Source organism: Streptomyces sp. CA-181903, assembly GCF_050937075.1.
Classification (GTDB): domain Bacteria; phylum Actinomycetota; class Actinomycetes; order Streptomycetales; family Streptomycetaceae; genus Streptomyces.
This window is the reverse complement of the sequence record NZ_JBNJLY010000001.1, coordinates 1,522,191-1,542,399: the sequence shown is the minus strand read 5'-3', so window position 1 is coordinate 1,542,399 and position 20,209 is coordinate 1,522,191. Positions and strand designations below refer to the sequence as shown.

Sequence of the window (20,209 nt, the reverse complement as noted above, 5' to 3'; positions counted from 1 at the left end):
GGAGACGGACGGCCCATGTACACAGGTGCTTCCTCGGATGCTCTCGAAGAGCACTACGACCTGCCCGCCGCGTTCTTCCGGCAGTGGCTGGACCCCTCCCTCACCTACAGCTGCGCCCTGTGGCAGGGAACGGACGACCTGGCCGCCGCCCAGCAGAAGAAACTGGACTACCTGATCGAGCAGGTGGGCGCCGACGGCGCCGGCCGGGTACTCGACATCGGCTGCGGCTGGGGCAGCGCACTGTTGCGCCTCGCCGACCGCGGCGTACGGCACGCGACCGGGCTGAACCCGAGTCGTGGACAGGCGGCGTGGGCCGGGAAGCGGCTGGGAAGCCGTGCCGTGGTGCTGGCGGAACGATGGGAGGACCACGAGCCGGAGACGGGTTACGGAGCCATCCTGTCCATCGGCGCGTTCGAGCACTTCGCGCGGCCGGGCATGAGCGGCGAGGAGAGGATCGCGGCCTACCGGGCGTTCTTCACACGCTGCCACCGGTGGCTGCCGCCGGGAGGCCGGCTGGGTCTGCAGACCATCGTCTGGGCGGATCGGGCATCGGGTTCGGGGCGGACCGTGTTCACCGCGGTGGCCGGGGCGAACTCCGGACTGAGAGACATGGTGGTCTTCCCGGAGAGCGATCTCCCCGTTCGCGGGGAGATCGAGCGGGCCGTCGAGGGTTTGTTCGAGATCGTGGCGCTGCGGCAGGACGGTGACCACTACCGGCGCACCTGTCAGGTGTGGGAGGAGCGGCTGCGAGCCCGCCGTGAGGAGGCACGGTTCTTCGTGGGCGAGGCGGTCGTGACCCGGTACGAGCGGTACCTGTCGGTGGCCTCCCGGCTCTTCGCCGCGCGGTGGCTGGACCTGCTGCGCATCACCTTTTCAGCCGTCGGCTGACCTCTCCCGGCCGAAGGCGCGCTCCCCCAAGCGGTCGGCCGCCCTCGGTACCGGAGACGGAGTGTGAGGCGTAGGTAGCGCGTCCGGCCGCTCCTGGCGCAGGCCCAGGCGTTGGTGGACGATGCGGGCGAGGTCGGCGATGGTGCCGGTGCTGCGCAGCATTTCCATGGGCGGGATGTCGACGCCGTACTGCTGACGCAGATTGACCAGGAGTTCGGTGCCCATGAGGGAGTCCACGCCGTATTCGTCGAGCCGGCGGTGGTGCTCTAGCTGTTCGACGGGCATGTGGAGGGTGTCGGCGAGCAGCGCGGCGAGGGAGGAGGCGATGAAGGCGAGGCGGTCTTCGCTGTCCATGGCCGCCAAGGCGGCCAGGATCATTTCTTTGGTCTGCCCCCGGGTGGATTCCGCCAGTTCGGGCATCAGCTTGCGCATGCGCGGGCAGTCGAGTGTGGGCATGACGCCGTGCAGCGCCTGCCAGTCGAAGCGTCCGAACACCGTGAACACGTCCTGGGAGACGAGGATGTCGCCTGCCACCGCCAGGGCCTGTGTCGGCGTAACCGGCAGGATGCCTGCCTGTTCGAGTGCTTTCGCAAGGTCATTGCGTGTGACGTAGCCCGTTTCGCCGATCGCGCCCCACGCGATCGCGGCGCCGGGAAGTCGTTTGCCGCGACGGTGGCGCACCAGGGCTTCTTGGTAGAGGTTCCCCGCGACGTAGTTGGCCTGGAGGGGGCCGCCCATGGTCGCGGAGACTGAGGAGTAGAGGAGGAAGAAGTCAAGCCGCTGGTCGCGGGTGACGTCGTCGAGTACGGCCGCACCGGCCAGTTTGGGGGCGAGGGCCGTGCGGAAGCGGTCGGGATCGCGGTCGGCCAGGGGGTGGTCGTCGAGTTGCATGGCGGCGTGGACGACGCCGCGCAGCGGGCGCCCGGCTGAAACGGCCTCCTCGATGATCCGGCGCATGGCGTCGGCGTCGGTGACGTCCGCCGCGTGGACGTGCCCTTGGGCGCCGCGCCGGGACAGCTTCGTCAGGAGTTCCCCGGCCTCCGGGGAAGCGTGGCCGCGGCGGCCGACGAGGGCGAGGTGCCGGGCACCGTGGTCGGCGAGCCAGACGGCGGTGGCGGCACCGAGTCCGCCGAGTCCGCCGGTGACCAGGTAAGTGGCGTCAGGGTTGAGGGTCGGGATCACCTGGTGGCGTTCGATGCGCACCGGGTCGTCGTCGGGATCGAAGGTGATGATCACTTTGCCGATGTGGCGGGAGTGCTGCATCAGCCGGAACGCCTCGCGCACGCGTGCGGCAGGATAGGACGAAAAGAAAAGGGGACGGTAGCGCCCATTGCGCACTTTGGCGCAAACCTCTTTGAACTGGGCCACCCCGACGTGACGTTCGACGATGAGACCGGTGAGGTCGAGGCCGAAAAAGCTGACGTTTTTCCGGAACGCCCCAAGGAGCAGCGGATTGTTTTCGAACATGTCCCGTTTGCCGAGCTCGACGAAGCGTCCGCAGAAGGTGAGTGCCTCCATGCCGCGGGGAATGGCTTCTCCGGCAAGGGAGTTGAGCACGACGTCGACGCCGCGGCCGCCGGTCAGCGCGAGGATCTCCTCGGCGAAGGAGTGATCGCGCGAGTCCAGGACATGGGCGACATCCAGCATGCGGAGCAGATCCCGCTTGAAGGGGGTGCCGGCGGTGGCGATGACATCGGCACCTCGATGCCGGGCGAATTGCAGGGCCGCCAGCCCGACGCCGCCGGCGGCGCCATGCACGAGGACCGTCTCGCCCGGTGCCAGTCGGGCGAGGTGGCCCAGCCCGTAGTGGACTGTGGTGAAGGCGGTGGGAAGCGTGGCGCCTTCGGCGAAGGTCATGGATTTCGGCAGGAGCCCCAGGCCGCTCTCCTCCGTGAGGACGTGGGAGGCGAAGGCCCCCTCGGCGAAACCGAAGACCCGGTCGCCGGGACGGAAGGCGGTCACATCGTCGGCGACGGCGGTGACGACGCCGGCGACCTCGCAGCCGACGGGATACCGGGTGGCGCCCGGGCGCTGCTCTCCGGGAAGGAAGCCGGTGGCCTGCATGATGTCGCGGTAGTTCAAAGCGGCGGCGCGCACCCGCACGACGACCTTCCCGGCCTCCGGTACGGGGAGTGGGCGCTCGGCCCAGGCCAGTCGGTAGGACAGCCCGGGGTCACGGATCTCCAGCGCGTAGGAGGCAGCCCCGGCGCTGTCCCGGGCGCCTCGTGGTTCGGACGTCGTATCGGTGAGCCGGGGTACGAAACGGCCTGCGGCGGTGAGTGCGACCTCATCCTCCTCACCCGGCTTGCGGAACTCCCGGCCGAGGCGGTGGGCGTCGGCCGCCGTGTCGGCGGTGCGTTCCAGGGACACGCGGCGCACGGTGAGCCGTTGATGTTCGTTGGCCAGGGTCCGGGTCGTGCCCCAAGCCGCGGCGTCCACCGGGGTGAGGGGTTTCTCGGGAGCGGGGAGGGCGCCGCTGGGCCGCGTCACCAGCCACAACTCGACTTGGCGGGACGGCGGCAGGTCCTCGGCGGCGACGGCCACGGCCCCCAGGACGGCCGCGCGCCGGGTGGTCATCGTCACGGCCGCCCCGGCCCCGGCCGGTCCGGGCGGCGGGTCCTCCTCCAGCAGGAACACGACCCGTACCGCTCCGTCTCCCTGGGAGAACAACTCTGCCCAGCCGTCCGGGTCGGCGTTCGCCCGTGGCAGGACGGTGATGTGGTCCGGTGTGGAGGGAAGGGCTTCGGCGACGGCACGCGGCCAAGCGCCGGCACCGTCCTTCTCACCGGTCAGGATCCATGTCGCACCGTCCATGGCGGCATTCCGGGGAGGAGGGAGGGACAGCGGCACGGCGCGCGGAGCGGCCGCCATCAGAACGGATGCCCTGGCCGAGTGTTCCCGCAGCCGTTTGTCGTCCACCTGCCGGGCGTCCTCGAACCCGCAGTCGGCCAGCAGGGCGGGCCACCGGCCTGCCGGCAGCAACGCGCAGTCGGGGCGAAGTTCGTGATCGGAGACGTTCCAGAAGCCGTCGAGCAGACCGAACAGCGGAGCCAAAAGCTCCGTATCGTGCATCTCCAGGCCCAAGAACAGACCGCCGGGCGTCAGCAGGCGCCTCATCCGGTGCAGTGTCGCGGTGAGGTGCCGGGCCGTGCGATGGATGTCGGACGCCACCACGACGTCGAAGCTCTCCTCCTCCAGCCCTTGCTCCCGCGGGTCCCGGTCGAGGTCGAACGTGCGGTATTCGAGGAAGTCGTAAGCGGCGAAGCGCTTCTCGGCCTGGGAGAGGAAAAGCGGAGAGCTGTCGGTGAACCGGTAATACGTCCGTTCCGCGGGCAGGACGGGCAGGAGAGCGGCGGTGGTGCCGCCGGTCCCGGCGCCGACTTCCAGGACGCTCAGCGGCCGGTCCTCCGGCCACCGGCCGGCCACCTCGGCCATCACGGTCCGTACCATGCGGTTGCAGTGGCGCATGTGGGGGTTGACGTCGAAGTACTGTTCGAAGCGTTCGGTCGAGCCCTCCCCGAAAAGCGTCTCCAGGGGGTCCGCCTCTCCGAGCAGCAGGGACGCCAGGTTGCGGGCCCAACGGCCGTACATGCTGGGCGCGCCCCCCAAGTCGGCGTGGTAGCGCGACATGTGCCGGTAGATCTCCGTCAGCCTCTGCTGGTGTCCACCAGCCGTTGTCCACCTGTCCGCTCCGATGGCTCGCACCGCGCCCTGCCGTTGTGCTGTGCGGAGGTAGCAACCGACCGCTCGGTGGTACCGGGGCAGGACGCCGGATGCCTCGAGATCACCCGGCGAGAAGTCGGACGCCCGCGCCCCCAGGATCGTCTCCACGGCGGCCGCGAAGGCGTGCGCGACCGCGTCGATGGTGATCTGGCGTTTCCTTCCCCATCGCGACCGGCCCCAGTCGCTGATCAGAGCCTCCAGCCGGTCACGCGCGGACTCCAGGATGGCCGAGGGCGCGGGCAGGGGAGACGCTCCCGGCGGCAAGTCCGGGTGGGGGGCCGCGCGCATGGTCAGCGAGTGCCGGGTGGCCGGTGTGCTCGTTCCTGTGGCGAACCTGCGGAGGCGGCAGCCCTCGATCTGCACTGCCACCTTTCCGTCGAGGCCGGTGGTGACGACATCCCAGCAGACCTCGTTGTGCGAACGGGACCGTTCGCGCGTGTACGCGAACCCCTCTGCCGGTGGTGTGTGCCACACCCGTACCGCCTCCATCGCGGCGGGAAGGTAGCCGTACCGCCCGTCGGCCAGGAGATCGTGGAGCAAGGGGAAGCCGGACTGGACCGGAATGTCCAGCAGCGCGGGATGGATTTCGTAGCCGTCCGAGGGTTCGCTCCACCGGTAGGCGGTGAGGACCTCCTTGTCCCCCACCCACACCGTCCGGGCGCCGCGGAAGGCCGGTCCGCAGTCGAGTCCGGCGGCCGTCATGGCGCTGTAGTGCTCTTCCGCCTCCAGCCGGGTCGGGCACCGCTCGCGTACCGCTTCGATGTCGATTCGACCGGGCGGCCGGCGCAGCAGGGCGCGGACCTGCGCGCGGGCGTTGATCTGCGCCTCGCCGTGGCGGCCCAGGCCGCTGCCGATGACGACGGTCCCGTCGGCCGAGGTCAGGGTGGTACGAAGGTGGACTTCGGACGGGTCGGTGTGGGGAACGCTGATGCCTCGATAAATCGTGAGGTCCTTGACCTCGCAGCGAGCGTCCAGAACCCGGCGGCCGGCGGCGAGGGCCACTTCCGCGTAGACGGTCGCGGAAAGCAGTACGGTTCCCCCCAGCCGGTGGTCGTAGAGCCAGGGGGCCAGTACGGGCTCCAAGGCCCCCTGCCAGGTCGGGTGCGGATGAGACTGCCGCTCGCCCAGCAAGGGGTGGTCGTAACGGCCGTCGCCCACGCTGCCCGTCCAGATGCCCGGGGTGCCGCTCCAATGCCGTTGCCGCTGCCAGGGGTAGGCGGGGAGGTCCACGACGCGGCCGGGGTGGGGGAACGGGGCCCGCCAGTCGAGCCGGGCTCCCGCCGCCATGATTTTCGCGGTCGCCACACGCAGTGCCGTCGGGCCGTCGGCGTCCTTCGACAGGGTGGGGATGACGGCGATGGCGGTGGTGCCGCGCCGGGCGGCCGTGCGGCGCATATAGGGGCGCAGGACGGGGTGGGGGCCGACGTCGACGAAAACGTCGTAGTCGTCGTCCAGCAGGCGGGTCACGGCCGGACCGAACCGCACGGTGCTGCGCATGTTGCGCCACCAGTACTCCGCGTCCAGTTCCGGCCCGCCGACCGGATCGCCGGTGACGGCGGAGACCATCGGGATCTGCACTTCACTCGGCCTGCTCAGTTCCCGTAAGGCGGCTTTGAGGGGTGCTTCGAGGGGCGTCATGGCGCGGCTGTGGAAGGCGTAGTCCAGGCCGAGGTCCACACACGGCTGCCGGAGTCGTGTCAAGTCCTCGGTCAGAGCCTTGAGCTGGGAGTCGTCTCCGGTGACGGTGACGTCGCGGTCGGAGTTGACGCAGCCGATCTCCAGACCGGGGTAGGGGGCCAGCAGCTCCTCCGCCCGGGAGAGGGACATGGTCAGCGCGGCCATGCGGCCGGCGCCGGCCGTACCGGCCTGGGCGCGGCCGCGGGAGACCACGACCCGGGCCGCGTCCTCGACGGTGATGGCCCCGGCGACGTACGCGGCGGTGATCTCCCCCGCGCTGTGGCCGACCACCGCGGCGGGCACGATGCCCTGTGCGCGCAGGGCCTCCACCAATCCGGCCTGGAGGGCGAAGAACAGCGGCTGGGCGACCTCGGTGGCCGACAGGTCCGCGGTGAGGGCGGGGTTCTCCATGGCCGCCTCGACCGACCAGCCCAGCAAGGGGGCCAGCGCCTCGTCCGCCGTCCGCACGCCGCCGCGGAAGTGGGCGTCGTAGGCGAGGAGGTCGGCTCCCATGCCGCGCCACTGCGCCCCGTTGCCGGAGAACGCGAAGACGACGCGACCGTGCGGCGTCGCCCGGCCCAGGGCGCCCACCGGTCCGGTCGTGGCCGACGCGAGGCCGGCCGGCCCCGGCCGGCCGGTGCTTTCGCGGGGCGCGTCCGTGCCGCTTCGCCCGGCCTCTGGTGGTACGTCACTGTCGGCCGCGGCCGCTTCGTCCGTCTCAGGAGGTGGCGGCCCGGTCTCCACCAGGCGGAGCAGGGCCTGTGCGGCCTCCTGCGGGGTGGAGGCGATCACGACGGCCTGGTGCGGGTGGCGCCCACGCCGGACGGAGGCGGTGCGCGCCAGGTCGTAGAAGTCCGCCGGCGCGGTCACAGCCAGGTGCCGGGCCGTGCGGCGCGCCGCCTCGGCCAGCGCTTCCGGCGAGCGTCCACCGATCACGACCGGACACGGGCCGCTCGGGCGCTCCGACAGGGCGGCGGGTTCGGGTGGGGGCGCGAGGATGACATGCGCGTTCGCCCCGCCGAAGCCGAAGGAGTTGACCCCCACCACGGTCCTGGCCGACACCTCGACCGGCAGGGGCGTGACGGCGGGCTCCAGGCCCAGGGCGGGGAAGTCGACGTGGGGGTGAGGGGGGTCGCGTGCAGGGTGGGTGGGATCAGACGGTGGCGCAGGACGAGCAGGGCCTTGAACAGCCCGGCCATGCCCGATGCCGGCTCGAGATGGCCCATGTTGGACTTCACCGATCCGATCGGCAATGTCCCCCGCTCGCGCTGCATGCCCAGGGCCCGGCCGATGGCTTCGCACTCCACGGGGTCGCCCGCCATCGTGCCGGTGCCGTGGGCCTCCACGTACGCCACCTCGTCGGCGCCGATGCCCGCCTGTTCGTAAGCCTGCCGCAGCAGTTGTTCCTGTGTGTCGACCCGGGGCAGGGACAGGCCCATCGTCCGGCCGTCGCTTCCCGCCACGGCATTCACGATCACCGCGTGGACGCGGTCGCCGTCCGCCAGCGCGTCCGTCAGCCGCTTGAGGAGCACCATGCCCGCGCCCTCGGCACGGACGTAACCGTCGGCGTCGGCCGAGAAGGACCGGCACCGCCCGGTCGGGGAAAGCATCGACGCCTGGGAGAAGCCGACGAAGTGGTACGGGCTGAGGAGAAGGTTGACTCCACCGGCCAGGACGGTCCGGCTGACACCGGCCCCGAGTGCCTGGCATGCCTGGACCAGGGCGATCAACGAGGACGAACACGCGGTGTCGACGCTCATGCTCGGTCCGCGCAGGTCGAAGACGTGCGACAGGCGGTTGGCGGCGATCGAGGACGCCCCGCCCGACATGGTGTAGGCGTTGACCTTCTCCGGCGTGAGCATTTGCATCGCACCGTACGAGTGGTCGGAGATGCCCACGAAGACGGCCGTGTCCGTGCCCGCGAGCGTCTCGGGCGCGATCGCGGCGTCGTCGCAGGCCTCGACGGCCAACTCCAGTAGCAGGCGCTGCTGCGGATCCGTCTGCGCCGCTTCCCTGGGTGAGATGCCGAAGTACGCGGCGTCGAAGCCGGCGATGTCGTCGAGGAACCCGCCGGCGGCGGTATAGCTCTTGCCCGGGCGTGGCATCGACGCGTCGACGAAACGAGCGCGGTCGAAGCGGTCCGGAGGCACCTCGGTGATGAGATCACGACCCTCGACGAGCGCCTGCCACAGCGCACCGAGACCGTCGATCCTCCCGGGGAGCCGGCACGCGGCCCCCACCACGGCGACGAGCCGCTCCGCCGGGACAGCGCCGAACGCACGGGCATCCACGATGCTCAGTCCTTCCCCTCAGGTTCGCGTCAGGTGAACCCGGGCCGGCCGGGCGCGCCTTCGCTCCTGAGAAGTGAATGAGCCTCCCATAACACCAATAAACCGGCACTGCCCCCATGGGGTGACCTATCCACAAGTACGTGTGAATGCGGCCTTGCTTGCTGCCCGGGGCTCTCTCCGAATTTCCCCGCACGCAGGGAGAGGCGCGGCCGGGGTGGCCTCACGACATCGTCGCCAGGCGTTGTACCAGTACCGCCAGCAGGACCGTCAGCAGTGGCATCGCGAACCAGAACGAGCCCTGCATCCACCGAACTTGGCGTACTCCCGGTCGCATCCCCACCCGGGTCAGTTCCCGGGCCGTCAGCAGGAGCAGCAGGGCGACGGCCATGAAGCCGCCGATGAGGGAGACGGGGGTCCAGGTGATGTGGGGGCCGGTGGGGCCGGGGTGGGGTGGGGTGGGGGCCCCGGGGGCGGTCGCGGAGTTCGTAGAGGGCCGCGTCGGTGTTGGTCAGGACGCGGCGGAGTTCCGGGCTGCGGTCCAGGGCCCGGCGCATGCGGTGGTCCCAGTCCGCGGTGTAGCCGGCGCTGAGCTCCAGGTAGGTGGACTGGCCGTGGTTGAGGACGAGGTAGGAGTTCGGGCCCGCCGCCCGGAGGGCCTTGACCAGGTCCGGTGCGCCGCCGGACGGGTCGCGGGGCGCGAGCGTCGGCTCGTACAGGACGCGTTCCATGTCACGCGTGCCCCAAGGCATCGCGGGCGTCACGTTGTTGACCGTGTCGCTGCTCATCCACAGGAGCCGTACCGTCGGGCTGTCGTGGGCGTAGACGTAGTCCATGGCCGCCACCTCGCCCGGGCGGACGCGTTCGAAGTCCTCGTTCCCCCAGCGGGCCACCAGGAAGCCGAACATCAGGACCAGGCCGGCCGTCAGGGCGCACAAGGGTGCGGCCAGAGGGCGGGGGGTCCGCCCGGCCGTCGGGAAGAGGGCCAGGGCGCCCAGGACGCAGGCGCCCGGTACCGCGAACAGGAAGACGCGCAGGGCCACTTCACCGCCGTACGACTGCATGCCGAACGCCAGGAACGGCACGCACGTCAGGACGGCCAGGGCCGTGTCGGCCACGCCCGACCGGCGCCGGCGCCACCAGCCGAGGGCGGCGAGCGCGAAGACCCCGCCGGCGAGCGCCACCCGGGTGTACAGCACCAGCTTGTGCACCGGGTTGCCGCCCTCGATGCGGCCCGAGACGGACGACGAGACGTTGCCGCCCAAGGAGCCCAGGCCGCCGAAGAGTTCGTCGAAGTGCCCCGACCAGTACGGCTCCGCCAGGAACCCCACCCACACCGCCAGCATCACCCCGCAGAGCAGCGGCAGGCCGCGCAGGGTGCAGCGGCGCACCAGCACCAGCGCCGTCAGCACCCCCAGCATGACGAACGGCGTGAGCTGGTGGCCGGCCACCGCCGCCGCGAACAGGGCGATCAGCACGGTCAGCAGGACGGTCCGCGTCCGGCGGTCCGTCTCCTCCACCCGGCGCTCGCCGGGCAGCCGCCTGCCCGGGAGTTCGCCCGGCCAGCGGAACCAGACGAGCAGCACGGCCACGAAGAGCAGGTAGAAGACGTAGCTGAGGGACTGCGGCGAGAAGTAGTCCTGGCCGACCCAGCCGCAGAGCGCGAACAGCCACAGCGCCGTCCACTTGGCCCGCCAGTGCGCCCGCACGGCCCGCAGGAGCAGTGCCAGGGGGGCGAGGGAGACGAGCTGGACGGCGAGCGGCCACCAGCGCAGCACCTCGGTGAGGTCGTCCACGCCGCACGCCCGCGCGGCGAACGCGGCGAGCGCGAAGAAGCCCGGCCAGCTCCAGCGCGCGTCCAGGTCGGGCGCGGCCGTGCCCGTTCTGTCGATGTAGTCGAGGAAGCCCAGGTGCTGCCAGGCCGTCGCGAAGCGGGGGCGGTCCTCCAGGACCGCCGGTACGGCGTGCAGGGACACCACCGTCGCCAGCAGGACGGCGGCCAGAAGCCAGGTGCGGGGCCGGACGGGCAGCAGCGCGGCCGCGAACGACACCACCAGCAGCGCTGCCCCCACCAGCGTCGTCACCGGCAGCACCGACACCAGCCCGAGGCCGCCCATCCCTTCGAGGTTGACCTCGCCGAGGGCCCGCAGGGGGAGCCAGTAGAGGGTGAGCGCCAGCGTCAGCAGGAGCCAGATCCCGGCTTCGGGCCGCCGCCACCGGCCGGTTCGCCGGCCTGCTCGCCGGTCGGTCCACCGACTCGTCCATCGGCCCGTCCGCCGGCCCGTCCACCGATCCGCCCATCGAGCGACCCGGCCGGTGGGCGCCGTCCGCCCTTCCGCCGCTTCGGCCGGCTGCGCGGCCACCTCCTGCGCGGACCCTGTCTGCGCGGATGCTGTCTGCGCGGCACGCCCCGGCGCGCCAGAGAGCGGCATGGTGACCTCGGGTGCGTCCGGCCTCGACGTGCCGCGCGTCGCGGGCGCGGTTGCCTGGGGGGTTGTCTGGGCGGCGGCCTCGGCGGGGGCATCGGCGGGGCCCTCGACGGGGCGGGCGCCCGCGTCCTGTGCCGCCCGGCCCGCGGCCGCCGCGCCATCTCCGGCCGCGCCGCCGTCCGGTCGCGGGCTCGGGGGCCCGGCCGCTCTGCCGGTGCCGTCGGCCTTCGTGCGTCGCCCGGCGTCGGGCTCGGAGGCCGCCGGTCCCGGCAGGTCGGCAGCTCCCGAGGGACGGCCGCCGCGTCCCGTGCCCACGTCCTTGCCGGGACTCGTGCCTACGCCTACGTCAGGACTCGTGCCCACGCCTCCGCCGCGTCCCGTGCCCACACCCCCACCGGGCCCCGTGCCCCCGCCGAACCCCCCGCTCCCACCCCCGTCCTCCCGGACGCCTACGCGCCCCCGGCCGCCGGGTCCCCGCTCTCCGCCGTGCTCGTCCGCTCCTTGCGGAGGCGTACGCCGCCGCGCGCGGGTGCGGCTTTCCGGTGGTGGTCGTCGGTGTCGTCCGTTGTGTTCATGCTTTCCTGGCCCCCGTGCCTGTGCCCGTGCCTGTGCCCCTGCCCGTGATCCGCCGTCCGGTCGTGCGCGTTCGCCGGGTGTTCGCCGCCGGTCCGGGGCGCGGTGCCCGCTGGCGTGCGCGGCGTGCCGTCATCCGGGGGCGGCGGCGTGCCCCGGGCCGGGGGCATCCCCCGGAACGGCGGCGTCCCCCGGCCCGTGCCCTCCGCGCGGAGGGCGAGCGGCTCGGAGGAGAGGCGGACGTCCGGGCGGCGTTCGAGGTGGTCGAAGTCCAGGCGGACGCCGAGGGGGAGGGTGTCCGCGTCCAGGGCGGCGCGCAGGGCCCAGCGGGTGCCGTAGCCGGTCTCCGCCGCCCGGGCGCGGTGCCGGCGGGACGCGAGGTCGGCGAGGTCGCCGTCGGGGGCGGCCTCGGCGGCGCGCTCCGGCGCGGCCGTCCGGGGCCGGGAGGCCGCCCGGAGCACGCCCCACAGCTTCACCGCCGCCACCGAGGCGATCACCGTCAGGCTGGAGATCTCCGCCACCCCGGCCCCCGTCAGGCCCATGCGGGGGAGGAGCAGGAGCGTCAGGCCCAGTACCAGGACACACAACAGCCCCTGGAGCCACGCCAGTCCCGCCGTCCGGCTCTGGGCCCGGAGCACGGCGAAGTAGGTCTCCATGACCACCCGCAGCACCGCGCCCACCGCGAACCAGCGCAGCAGCGGCGTCGCCTCCGTGTAGGCGGGCCCGAAGACGCCCAGGATCCAGGGCGCCAGGAGGAACAGCAGCCCGCACACCGGCAGCATGATCTTGGCCATCCGGCGCAGGGCGGCCCGGCAGTTCTCCGCCAGCCGCTCCGGGTCGTGCGAGCCCTCGACGGTCAGCGAGGCGCCCATGTTGATGGCGAGCAGGTTGACCGTCCCGCCTATGGTGGACGCGATGTAGAAGTACGCGTTCTCGGACGAGCTGATCTGCGAGGCGACGAGCACCGGCACCAGGTAGACGACGGCCAGCGAGAACAGCGACCCGGTGTAGTCGCCGGCCAGGAACCGGCCGATCTCGCGGGCGGACGCCGGACGCGCGGACGCCTCCGTCGCCCGGACGTGCTCGGGGACCAGCCGGCGGAACACCAGCCAGCCCAGCGGCAGCACCGAGACGGAGATCGACACCACCCAGGAGGCGAACACCCCGGTCCCCGGCAGCGCCGTCGCGAGGGCGATCAGCAGGGCGAGCTTGGCCGCGGAGAACACGGTGTTGCCCACCGGCACCCACACCGCCTGGCGCAGCCCGGTCAGCACCCCGTCCTGGAGGGTCAGCAGCGACCAGGCGACCACGGCGGCGACGAACACCAGGCCGTGCGTCGGCCCGCGCAGCGCGTCGTAGGACGGGCCCCAGAGGCCGAGGGTGAGCAGGAAGACGCCCGCGGCGACGGCGACGACCAGGGAACTGGCCGCGTACGTACGGATCACCAGCCGGCCGGTCGTCCGGCCCGCGACCGGTATGAAGCGGGCCAGCGCGCCGGTCAGGGTGACCGCGGTGAGGCCGGCGAGCAGCTTCATGGCGGCGATGGCGGCCGAGCCGCGGCCGACCGCGTCCTCGCTGTAGTAGCGGGCGGCGACCAGCCAGAAGCCGACGCCGAGGACGGCGCTGATGCCGGTGTTGAGCATCAGGGCGAACGCGTTGCGGAACAGCGGGTTCCCGCCGCTCCCGCCGCCCCTGCCTCTCCTGCCCCTTCTGCCGTTCCCGCCGTGCCCGCCCTGTCCGTCGCCGCCGGGGCCCCCTCCGCCCCGTCCGCCGCCTCCGCCCCGTCCCGGCAGCCGGAATCCGCGGCCCGCGGGTGCCACGGCCCGCTCCTCGGTCCGTGCGGACACGTCCCGGGCGGACGGGTCCTGGGTGGACGTGTCAGCCACGCGCCCCTCTTGCCTTTCTCATCGCCTGCCGGCCCCTGCGGACGACGGCGTACCCCTTGGTCAGGGCCCGGTCGGCGGCGAACAGCCGGCCGAGCGCCCGGCCGTGCACCATGCGTTCGAAGTCGGAGATCCCCGTCGTCCGGCGCACGGTCACCCGGCGCACCGCGTACGGCCCCTGCCGGCGGGCGGCCAGGCCGTTGCCCACCGCCAGGGAGATCCCGAAGCCGGCCGAGCGCACCGCCTGCCGCACCCGGCGGCTGGAATACCCGTAGGGATAGGCGAACGAAACCGGCGGCCGGCCCAGTTCGCCGGTGAGGATCTCCCGGCACCGGCCGAGCTCGAACGCCAGCCCCGCGTCGGGCAGTTGATCGAGCTGCGGGTGGGTGTGGCTGTGCCCGCCGATCTCGGCGCCGGCCTCGGCCAGCTCGCGCACCTGGTCCCAGGTGAGCATGAGGTCGAGCGCGCCCCCGGTGTCGTACGGCCCGCGCAGCCAGCCCGTGGAGACGAACACCGTTGAGGCGAAACCGTGTTCGGCGAGGACGGGGAGGGCGTGCCGGTGCACGCCCTCGTAACCGTCGTCGAACGTGATCAGCACCGGTTTCGGCGGCAGCGGACGGCCGTCCCGCCAGGCCCCGGCCAGTTCCCGGGTCGTCAGCGGGACGAAGCCGGCCGCGTCCAGCAGCCGCATCTGCTCGGTGAACGCCTCCGGCGCGACGGACAGCGCGTGCGCCGCCCGGGAGGGGGAGTGCGCCACCGAGTGGTACATGAGGACCGGCACCTCGGCGGGTGTCGTCACGCGTCCCCCTTCCCGCCGTCGGGCGGCTCGCCCACCGCGACCCCCGGCACCGCGGCCCCCGACACCGCGACCCCCGCCACCGCGAACCGTCCGCCGCCCCGGCGCGCCCGGACGCTGCCGACCGCGTAACCGGCCGTCGCCGCGGCCACCCCGGTGATGATGGCCGCGGCGCGCCCCGCGCCGCCGGGCCGGCCGAACAGGGCGTCGCGCAGCCCGCGCGCCACGCCCGCCGGGAGCACCCGGGTCGTGTAGCGGCGCTCGGACGCGAGCCCGTCGCGCGCGCCGACGCTGTGCGCCACCAGCGCCTTGGACAGGCCCTCGGCGTACGCCCGGGTGCGCAGATAGCCGAACCGTTCCCGTTCGGGCGGGACCCGGTGGTGGATCACCGCCCGGTCGTCGATCAGCAACACCGCCCCCGGCAGCGCCCGGGCCAGCCGGATGCACAGCTCCGTCTCCTCGCAGCCCAGCGGCAGCCGGTGGCCGTCCCGGCCGATGCCGGAGGCGAACCCGCCGACGGCCGTCAGCGCCGACCTGCGGAACGAGGCGTTGCCGCCGAGGACGTTGCGCACCCGCACCCGGCCGGGCGGCAGGCCGCGGTACGTGCAGCCCACCGCCCAGTCCATCTCCTCGGGGAACCACGCGGGCCGGGCCCGCGAGGCCCACACCGGCCGGGTGTGCCCGCCGACCGCCATCACGCGCGGATCGGCGTACGCGCGGACGAAGTGCAGCAGCCAGTCGCGCTCGGCCACCGCGTCGTCGTCCAGGAAGGCGACCACCTCCCCGGACGAGGCCGCGACGCCGGTGTTGCGCCCGGCGGACAGGCCGCGCGGGCCGGCGTTGGCCAGCACCCGGACGCGGCCCGCGGTGCCGTCCGGCGCGCCGAGCCCGTCGTCGCCGTACACCTTGGCCAGCCGGCGCAGCAGCGCCGGGTTGTGGTCCACGACGAGCAGGGTCTCGTGCGCCGGGTAGGACTGCGCGGCCACCGAGGCCACCGCGGCGAGGATGTCGCCCCAGCGGTCCTCGGTGTAGACGCAGACGACCACCGAGACGTCCGGCGCCGTGGTCCGCTCCGCCGGCGCTGTGCTCAAGACACCTCCCCGCGGCTCGCGGCCGGCGCGATGGCCAGCGGCCGGCGGGCCGGATGCCGGCGCCGCCGGGAGCCGCGCTCGTGCAGGATGACCTTGAGGACCCGCAGCCCGTCGCGCACGGCCCGCAGGTTGCTGGCGCCGTGGATGCGGACGAACTCGTGGCTGGGGATCTCCTGGACGCGCAGGCCGGCCTTGACGACTCTGATGTTCATCAGCGTCTCCACCTCGAAGCCGGCGCAGTCCAGGGCGATGTCGTCCAGGACGCGCTTCCAGAAGGCGTTGTACCCGTAGCACAGGTCCGTGTAGCGGGCGCCGAACTTGTGGTTGACGATCGAGCACAGGACGCGGTTGCCCAGCTTGCGGATGGGCGTCATGTCGTCCGTGCCGCCCCCGTTGGCGAACCGGGACCCCTTGGCGAAGTCCGCGCCGCCCACCAGGGCCGAGACGTAGCTGACGATCTCGTTGCCGTCGGCGGAGCCGTCCGCGTCCACCATCACGATGATCTCGCCCGAGCAGGCGGCGAACCCGGTGATCAGGGCGTCGCCCTTGCCCTTGCCCTGCTGCTCGACGACCTTGACGCCCGGCCAGAGCTCCCGGGCCACCTTGACGGTGTCGTCGGTGGAGTTGCCGTCGACGAGGACCACCTCGTGGATCCAGGACGGCAGGGTCTTGAAGACGTACGGCAGGTTCTCCGCCTCGTTCATCGCGGGGATCACCACGCTGACCGGCGGTGCTATCGCGAACTGCGGCGACACCGGGCGGTACTGGGCGGGTGGTTCGAGGGGCCGGGCGGTCTCGCCGCCGGCGTCGGTCCCGGGGGTCCGGTCGTGGTCCTGACCGGCCGCCGGGCGCAGGAACGAACTCATGAGTCTCTGTTTCCCTCTCGTCCGGAGGACCGCCCGCCCCCGAGCGGTCCCATGGTGTGTCCGGTTCGAAAAGGGGGTCTCGCCCTGTCCGTTGCGACGGGCAACCGCCGCGTGCACAGGGTGAGTTGGCGAATAGCACAGGCCGCGCGGCACGCGACTCGACACGGATCTCCCCGGCCGAGCGCGGCACCCCCTGCCGCGCCCCGCCCCGGATCCATCGCGGCGACTGGAGCCCCTCCCCGGAGCCGCAAGAACTGATGGACCGATGCGGGTAGATGTACGACGGTATTGAAGCTTGAGACTGTATGGCAAGAGGTGAGTCGGAGCCTCCTCCTTTGGTGTCCTTTGTTCCTGACGCACCGTCCGGTGTGCGAACGCACACCCGGAGCGCACCGGCGCATGACGTCCGCCGCGGCTCAGACGCTCCGCCGCAACCGTCCCACCTGCTTGAGCAGCCGGTCGGCGGGTTCGAAGAGTTGGGGGCGTGCGACGACGGTGTTGCGCAGCGCGCGCACCGGCGCACGCCGGGCCTTGTGCCCCAGCGCGACCGGGTGACGCCGCATCACCCACCCTTCGGACACGGCGAGTTCGCGCGTCTTCAGGGAGTCCTTGTACGCCTTGCCGCCCCGCCCGAGATCCAGGTAGGCCAGCCCCGCGGCGGCGGCCCCCTCCGCCATCCGCACATGCAGCACCAGGCCGGGCGAGTACTTCGCGAACCCCGGGTCGTACGCCGGGAACCAGCACGCCAGCACCGTCCGCGACCGCAGCCCGAAGTGCGCCGCGACCGGCCGGCCACCCGCGTAGAGCACCGACAGCAGGCCGCCGCACGCCTCCGCGCGGGTGTGGAAGAGCTGCTCGACCAGCCGGGAGATCCAGGGGCGCGCGAAGCGGTCGCTGCGCCCCGTTCTTCGGTACTGCGCCGACTTCCAGCCGATCAGCGTGCGCAGCACCGCCGGGTCCCGCTCGTCGTGCACGTACCGCACCCCGCCCGCGTCCCGGCCGAGCCGGCGCTCCTTCGCCAGCGTGGTGCGGGTGAACTTGGGCGACTGCTTGCGCAGCGCCGCCAGGTAGGAGTCGAAGCCCTGCTCGACGTCGATGACGGGGGAGGGGAAGGCGCCGACCGCCCCCTCCTCGAAGGGCTTCTGCCCCTCCACCAGGTGGTCGAACTCCCACAGCGACAGCCCGCAGGCCGCCAGCAGCTCCTTCGCGTCCCACTGGAACCCGGGCCGGTGCACCAGCCCCTGGGCGTCCGAGACGCCGAGCCCGATCGCCCGCCCGATCCCGAACGCCGAACGCTGAAAAGGGAAGAAGGCGGCCGGAGCACCCTCCTCCCGGACGACCGCGATCCGAACGCCGCGCCGGCAGCGGCCCACCGCCAGCGCGAACTCCGGTGCCAGAAAAGGGTTGCCGAGCTGCGGCACACCGTCCTCCACCGCCCGCGCCTGCATGGCCGACCACGCCGCCCGGTCGGCCGCGCTGAGTTCACCCGGGCGGTGGACGCTGACCTCCACCTCAGGTCGTCCGGTCGCTCGGGCCGCGCCCCCGGTGGCGCCAGGCGTGCGCCAGCAGGAAGAGGAGCAGGCTGACCGCCGCGACCGCGGCCACCCCGCCGCGCACCGTCCAGCTGTGCAGCGCCAGCATGGTCTGGGCGGTCAGCAGGTCGACCGCGACGGCCCCGCCGGCGGCCACCACGGCGCGGCTGAGCGGGTCGAGCCCGCGCAGCGCGGCGGCCACGCCGCAGGCGGGCGCCACGATCAGGAAGAAGAGGGTGAAGGGCGCCCGCAGCGGCGAGCCGATGTCCAGCAGCGCCAGCGCCGCGCCGGCCCCGGCCATCGCGGCGGCGGCCCCGGCGACGACGGGCAGGGAGTCCGCGGCCGGGCGGGAGAGGGGGCCGCCGCCTCTTCCCGCTCCCGGGCGCCCGGGCGGTCCTGAACCGGGCGGGCCGTCGGGCGGTTTCGCGCCGGACGGCCCGTCGGGTGGTCCGCCGGACGGTCCGCCGGGCGTTTCCTGGCCCGCGGTACGGAGATCGCTGTCATCGAGACCGATGGGATCGCTGAAGCTCTGCATTGGCGACTTAGCCCCCGAAGCGCCGGATGCCGGGCTTCAATGTCGCGCAACGGGCGAAGGCCGTCAAGACGTGAAGGACGGGCGAACAGGCTTCTGGGCTCGGGTCCCGGCCACAAACGGAGCCTTGCGTCCCGGTGAACGTCCGGCGCGTCCGCGCCTTTGTCAACTCACTTCCGAGCGACCGCTGTTCGAGTGATCGCACGGTTCGTTCATTGACGTCCGACGGATGGTCGCGCGCGGTCCGGGGCGGCTGCCACGTCCTTCTTCCTTCACCGAACGGCCACCGGAGTGGGGGTGTGCCGCAAGTTTTGTCATGGACACTTCCGACAGCTCCGTGTCGCTGCTACCACAGGGGTGGCAGAGACCCCTGCTAGGGAGGATCCATGAAATCGCACCGCATCACGGGTGCCGCATCGGCCGTGGCCCTCGCCCTGACCCTCGCCCTCGGCGGCACCGGCGCCGCCCAGGCCGCACCGGAGGCCGCCGACGCGGCCCCCTCTTATGTCGCCCTGGGCGACTCCTACTCGTCCGGCGTCGGCGCCGGCTCCTACCAGTCGTCCAGCGGCGACTGCAAACGCAGCGACAAGGCGTACCCGGCGCTGTGGTCGGCGGCGCACAGACCCGCCTCGTTCGCCTTCACCGCCTGTTCGGGCGCCCGCACCGGGGACGTCCTCGCCGAGCAGCTGGCCCCCTCACCCCCACGACGGGCCTCGTCAGCATCACCATCGGCGGCAACGACGCCGGCTTCGCGGACGCCATGAGCACCTGCGTCCTCAACAGCGACAGCGTCTGCCTCGACCGCATCGCCACCGCGAGCGCCTTCATCCGGAACGAACTGCCCGCCAAACTCGACGCCGTCTACTCCGCCATCAGCGCCCGCTCGCCCAAGGCCCGCGTCGTCGTCCTCGGTTACCCCCGCTTCTACAAGCTCGACGCGGTCTGCGTCGGCCTGAGCGAAGCCAAGCGGAGGGCCATCAACAACGCCGCCGACCTGCTCGACTCCGTCACCGCGAAGCGGGCGGCCGACCACGGCTTCGCCTTCGGTGACGTCAACACCACCTTCGCCGGCCACGAGCTGTGCTCGGGCAGCTCGTGGCTGCACAGTGTGGCCCTGCCGGTCGACGAGTCCTACCACCCGACGGCCGCCGGACAGTCCGGTGGCTACCTGCCGGTGTTCTCGTCCGCGGCCTGAGTCCCGCGGCCTGAGTCCCGCGGCCTGAGTCCCGCTCCGGCCGTCCCGGCCCCCGCGACCGCCGTCGCGGGGGTCAGGGCGGGGCCGGGGAGACCGCCCCCTTCCGGCCCGCGTGAACGCGCCGCGACGGAGGGTGACTTCCGTCCGCTGTGCCCCGTTATCGACGAGCCGTCAGGCCGCCGCGGTCCGACAGGTTCAGGCCAGTGTCGTCAACCCCCTTGACGGGGTGGTGAATCCGTTCGCGGATGCGCGGGTGACGCGATGGGGCGATAGGGTTACCCTGCCTTGGCCGGGTGCCTCGTACGGGTGGGGAGTCTCATGGACCAGATAACAATGCGCAGCAGGCCGCGTGTGCCTGCCATCGAGTGCGGGAGCGGCGCCTCCGGCGCCCGTCTCGAACGCCATCTCGCGGTGCTGGCCGGCCCGGCCGTGCCGCAGCGCGAGACCGAGGGCGCGACCCTGCTGATGCGCGAGCTGACCTCGCGCGACCACGCGCGGGCGGACGCCTCCGGTCGCACGGCGCGGGTTTCCCTCTTCGCGCCCCTGCGCCGGCTCCGCCGGTCGCTGTTCGGCAGCCGCCCCTGACCGTCCCACCCGGCGCTCGGCGTTCGTCACGTTCTCAGCGGTCCCATCGGTCCCAGCGGTCCAGGCGTTCCCCTACGCTCCCCGGCGTTCTCCGTGCTCGCAGGCATCTGTGCTCGCACGCACCTGCGCTCGCACCCGTGCGCGCAGACTC

General features: G+C 72.7%; 10 protein-coding genes and 2 pseudogenes. 3 read left to right on the top strand and 9 right to left on the bottom strand.

Features of this window, described 5'->3' with window-relative positions:
- Window positions 1–15: 15 nt before the first annotated feature.
- The gene (locus tag ACQEVS_RS06645) at window positions 16–888 is read left to right on the top strand and encodes a class I SAM-dependent methyltransferase (protein WP_433016515.1); all 873 of its coding nucleotides are present in this window, start codon (window positions 16–18) and stop codon (window positions 886–888) included.
- Here ACQEVS_RS06645 and ACQEVS_RS06640 read toward each other — a convergent pair.
- From ACQEVS_RS06640 to ACQEVS_RS06600, 9 genes and pseudogenes are all read right to left on the bottom strand, one after another.
- Window positions 874–7,590, bottom strand: coding sequence for an SDR family NAD(P)-dependent oxidoreductase (locus tag ACQEVS_RS06640; RefSeq protein ID WP_433016512.1), 6,717 nt, complete (start codon window positions 7,588–7,590; stop codon window positions 874–876). The two genes, ACQEVS_RS06645 and ACQEVS_RS06640, sit on opposite strands and share 15 nt — an antisense overlap.
- A pseudogene (locus ACQEVS_RS06635) lies at window positions 7,482–8,528 on the bottom strand (polyketide synthase); the annotation flags it as partial. The gene ACQEVS_RS06640 and the pseudogene ACQEVS_RS06635, both read right to left, overlap by 109 nt.
- Before the next feature lie 80 nt (window positions 8,529–8,608).
- Entirely contained in the window at window positions 8,609–10,939 is a 2,331-nt protein-coding gene (locus tag ACQEVS_RS06630) for a hypothetical protein (protein WP_433016509.1), read from the bottom strand.
- Between the two features lie 779 nt (window positions 10,940–11,718).
- A pseudogene (locus tag ACQEVS_RS06625) lies at window positions 11,719–13,245 on the bottom strand (lipopolysaccharide biosynthesis protein); the annotation flags it as partial.
- A 211-nt stretch (window positions 13,246–13,456) separates the two neighbouring features.
- The gene (locus ACQEVS_RS06620) at window positions 13,457–14,230 is read right to left on the bottom strand and encodes a polysaccharide deacetylase family protein (RefSeq protein WP_433027313.1); all 774 of its coding nucleotides are present in this window, start codon (window positions 14,228–14,230) and stop codon (window positions 13,457–13,459) included.
- A gap of 26 nt (window positions 14,231–14,256) precedes the next feature.
- Entirely contained in the window at window positions 14,257–15,348 is a 1,092-nt protein-coding gene (locus ACQEVS_RS06615) for a glycosyltransferase (protein WP_433016506.1), read from the bottom strand.
- A complete protein-coding gene (locus ACQEVS_RS06610) occupies window positions 15,345–16,214 on the bottom strand; it encodes a glycosyltransferase family 2 protein (protein ID WP_433016503.1) in 870 nt (289 codons plus the stop codon). Before ACQEVS_RS06610 ends, ACQEVS_RS06615 begins: the two co-directional genes overlap by 4 nt.
- Before the next feature lie 416 nt (window positions 16,215–16,630).
- Entirely contained in the window at window positions 16,631–17,725 is a 1,095-nt protein-coding gene (locus ACQEVS_RS06605; RefSeq protein WP_433016500.1) for a GNAT family N-acetyltransferase, read from the bottom strand.
- A 1-nt stretch (window position 17,726) separates the two neighbouring features.
- Window positions 17,727–18,281, bottom strand: coding sequence for a hypothetical protein (locus tag ACQEVS_RS06600; protein ID WP_433016497.1), 555 nt, complete (start codon window positions 18,279–18,281; stop codon window positions 17,727–17,729).
- A gap of 226 nt (window positions 18,282–18,507) precedes the next feature.
- On the opposite strand from ACQEVS_RS06600, the gene ACQEVS_RS06595 reads away from it, so the two are divergent.
- Both ACQEVS_RS06595 and ACQEVS_RS06590 read left to right on the top strand, forming a co-directional pair.
- Entirely contained in the window at window positions 18,508–19,473 is a 966-nt protein-coding gene (locus ACQEVS_RS06595) for an SGNH/GDSL hydrolase family protein (RefSeq protein ID WP_433016494.1), read from the top strand.
- A gap of 318 nt (window positions 19,474–19,791) precedes the next feature.
- Window positions 19,792–20,058: a hypothetical protein gene (locus tag ACQEVS_RS06590; RefSeq protein WP_433016491.1), complete on the top strand. Its 267-nt coding sequence runs from the start codon at window positions 19,792–19,794 to the stop codon at window positions 20,056–20,058.
- The last annotated feature ends 151 nt before the right edge of the window (window positions 20,059–20,209 follow it).

Bases quoted from the DNA above. Each gene is read 5' to 3' on its own strand.
- ACQEVS_RS06645 (WP_433016515.1), top strand. From the start codon at position 16: ATGTACACAGGTGCTTCCTCGGATGCTCTCGAAGAGCACTACGACCTG.
- ACQEVS_RS06620 (WP_433027313.1), bottom strand. From the start codon at position 14,230: ATGTACCACTCGGTGGCGCACTCCCCCTCCCGGGCGGCGCACGCGCTG.
- ACQEVS_RS06610 (WP_433016503.1), bottom strand. From the start codon at position 16,214: ATGAGTTCGTTCCTGCGCCCGGCGGCCGGTCAGGACCACGACCGGACC.
- ACQEVS_RS06600 (WP_433016497.1), bottom strand. From the start codon at position 18,281: ATGCAGAGCTTCAGCGATCCCATCGGTCTCGATGACAGCGATCTCCGT.
- ACQEVS_RS06595 (WP_433016494.1), top strand. From the start codon at position 18,508: ATGGTCGCGCGCGGTCCGGGGCGGCTGCCACGTCCTTCTTCCTTCACC.
- ACQEVS_RS06590 (WP_433016491.1), top strand. From the start codon at position 19,792: ATGGACCAGATAACAATGCGCAGCAGGCCGCGTGTGCCTGCCATCGAG.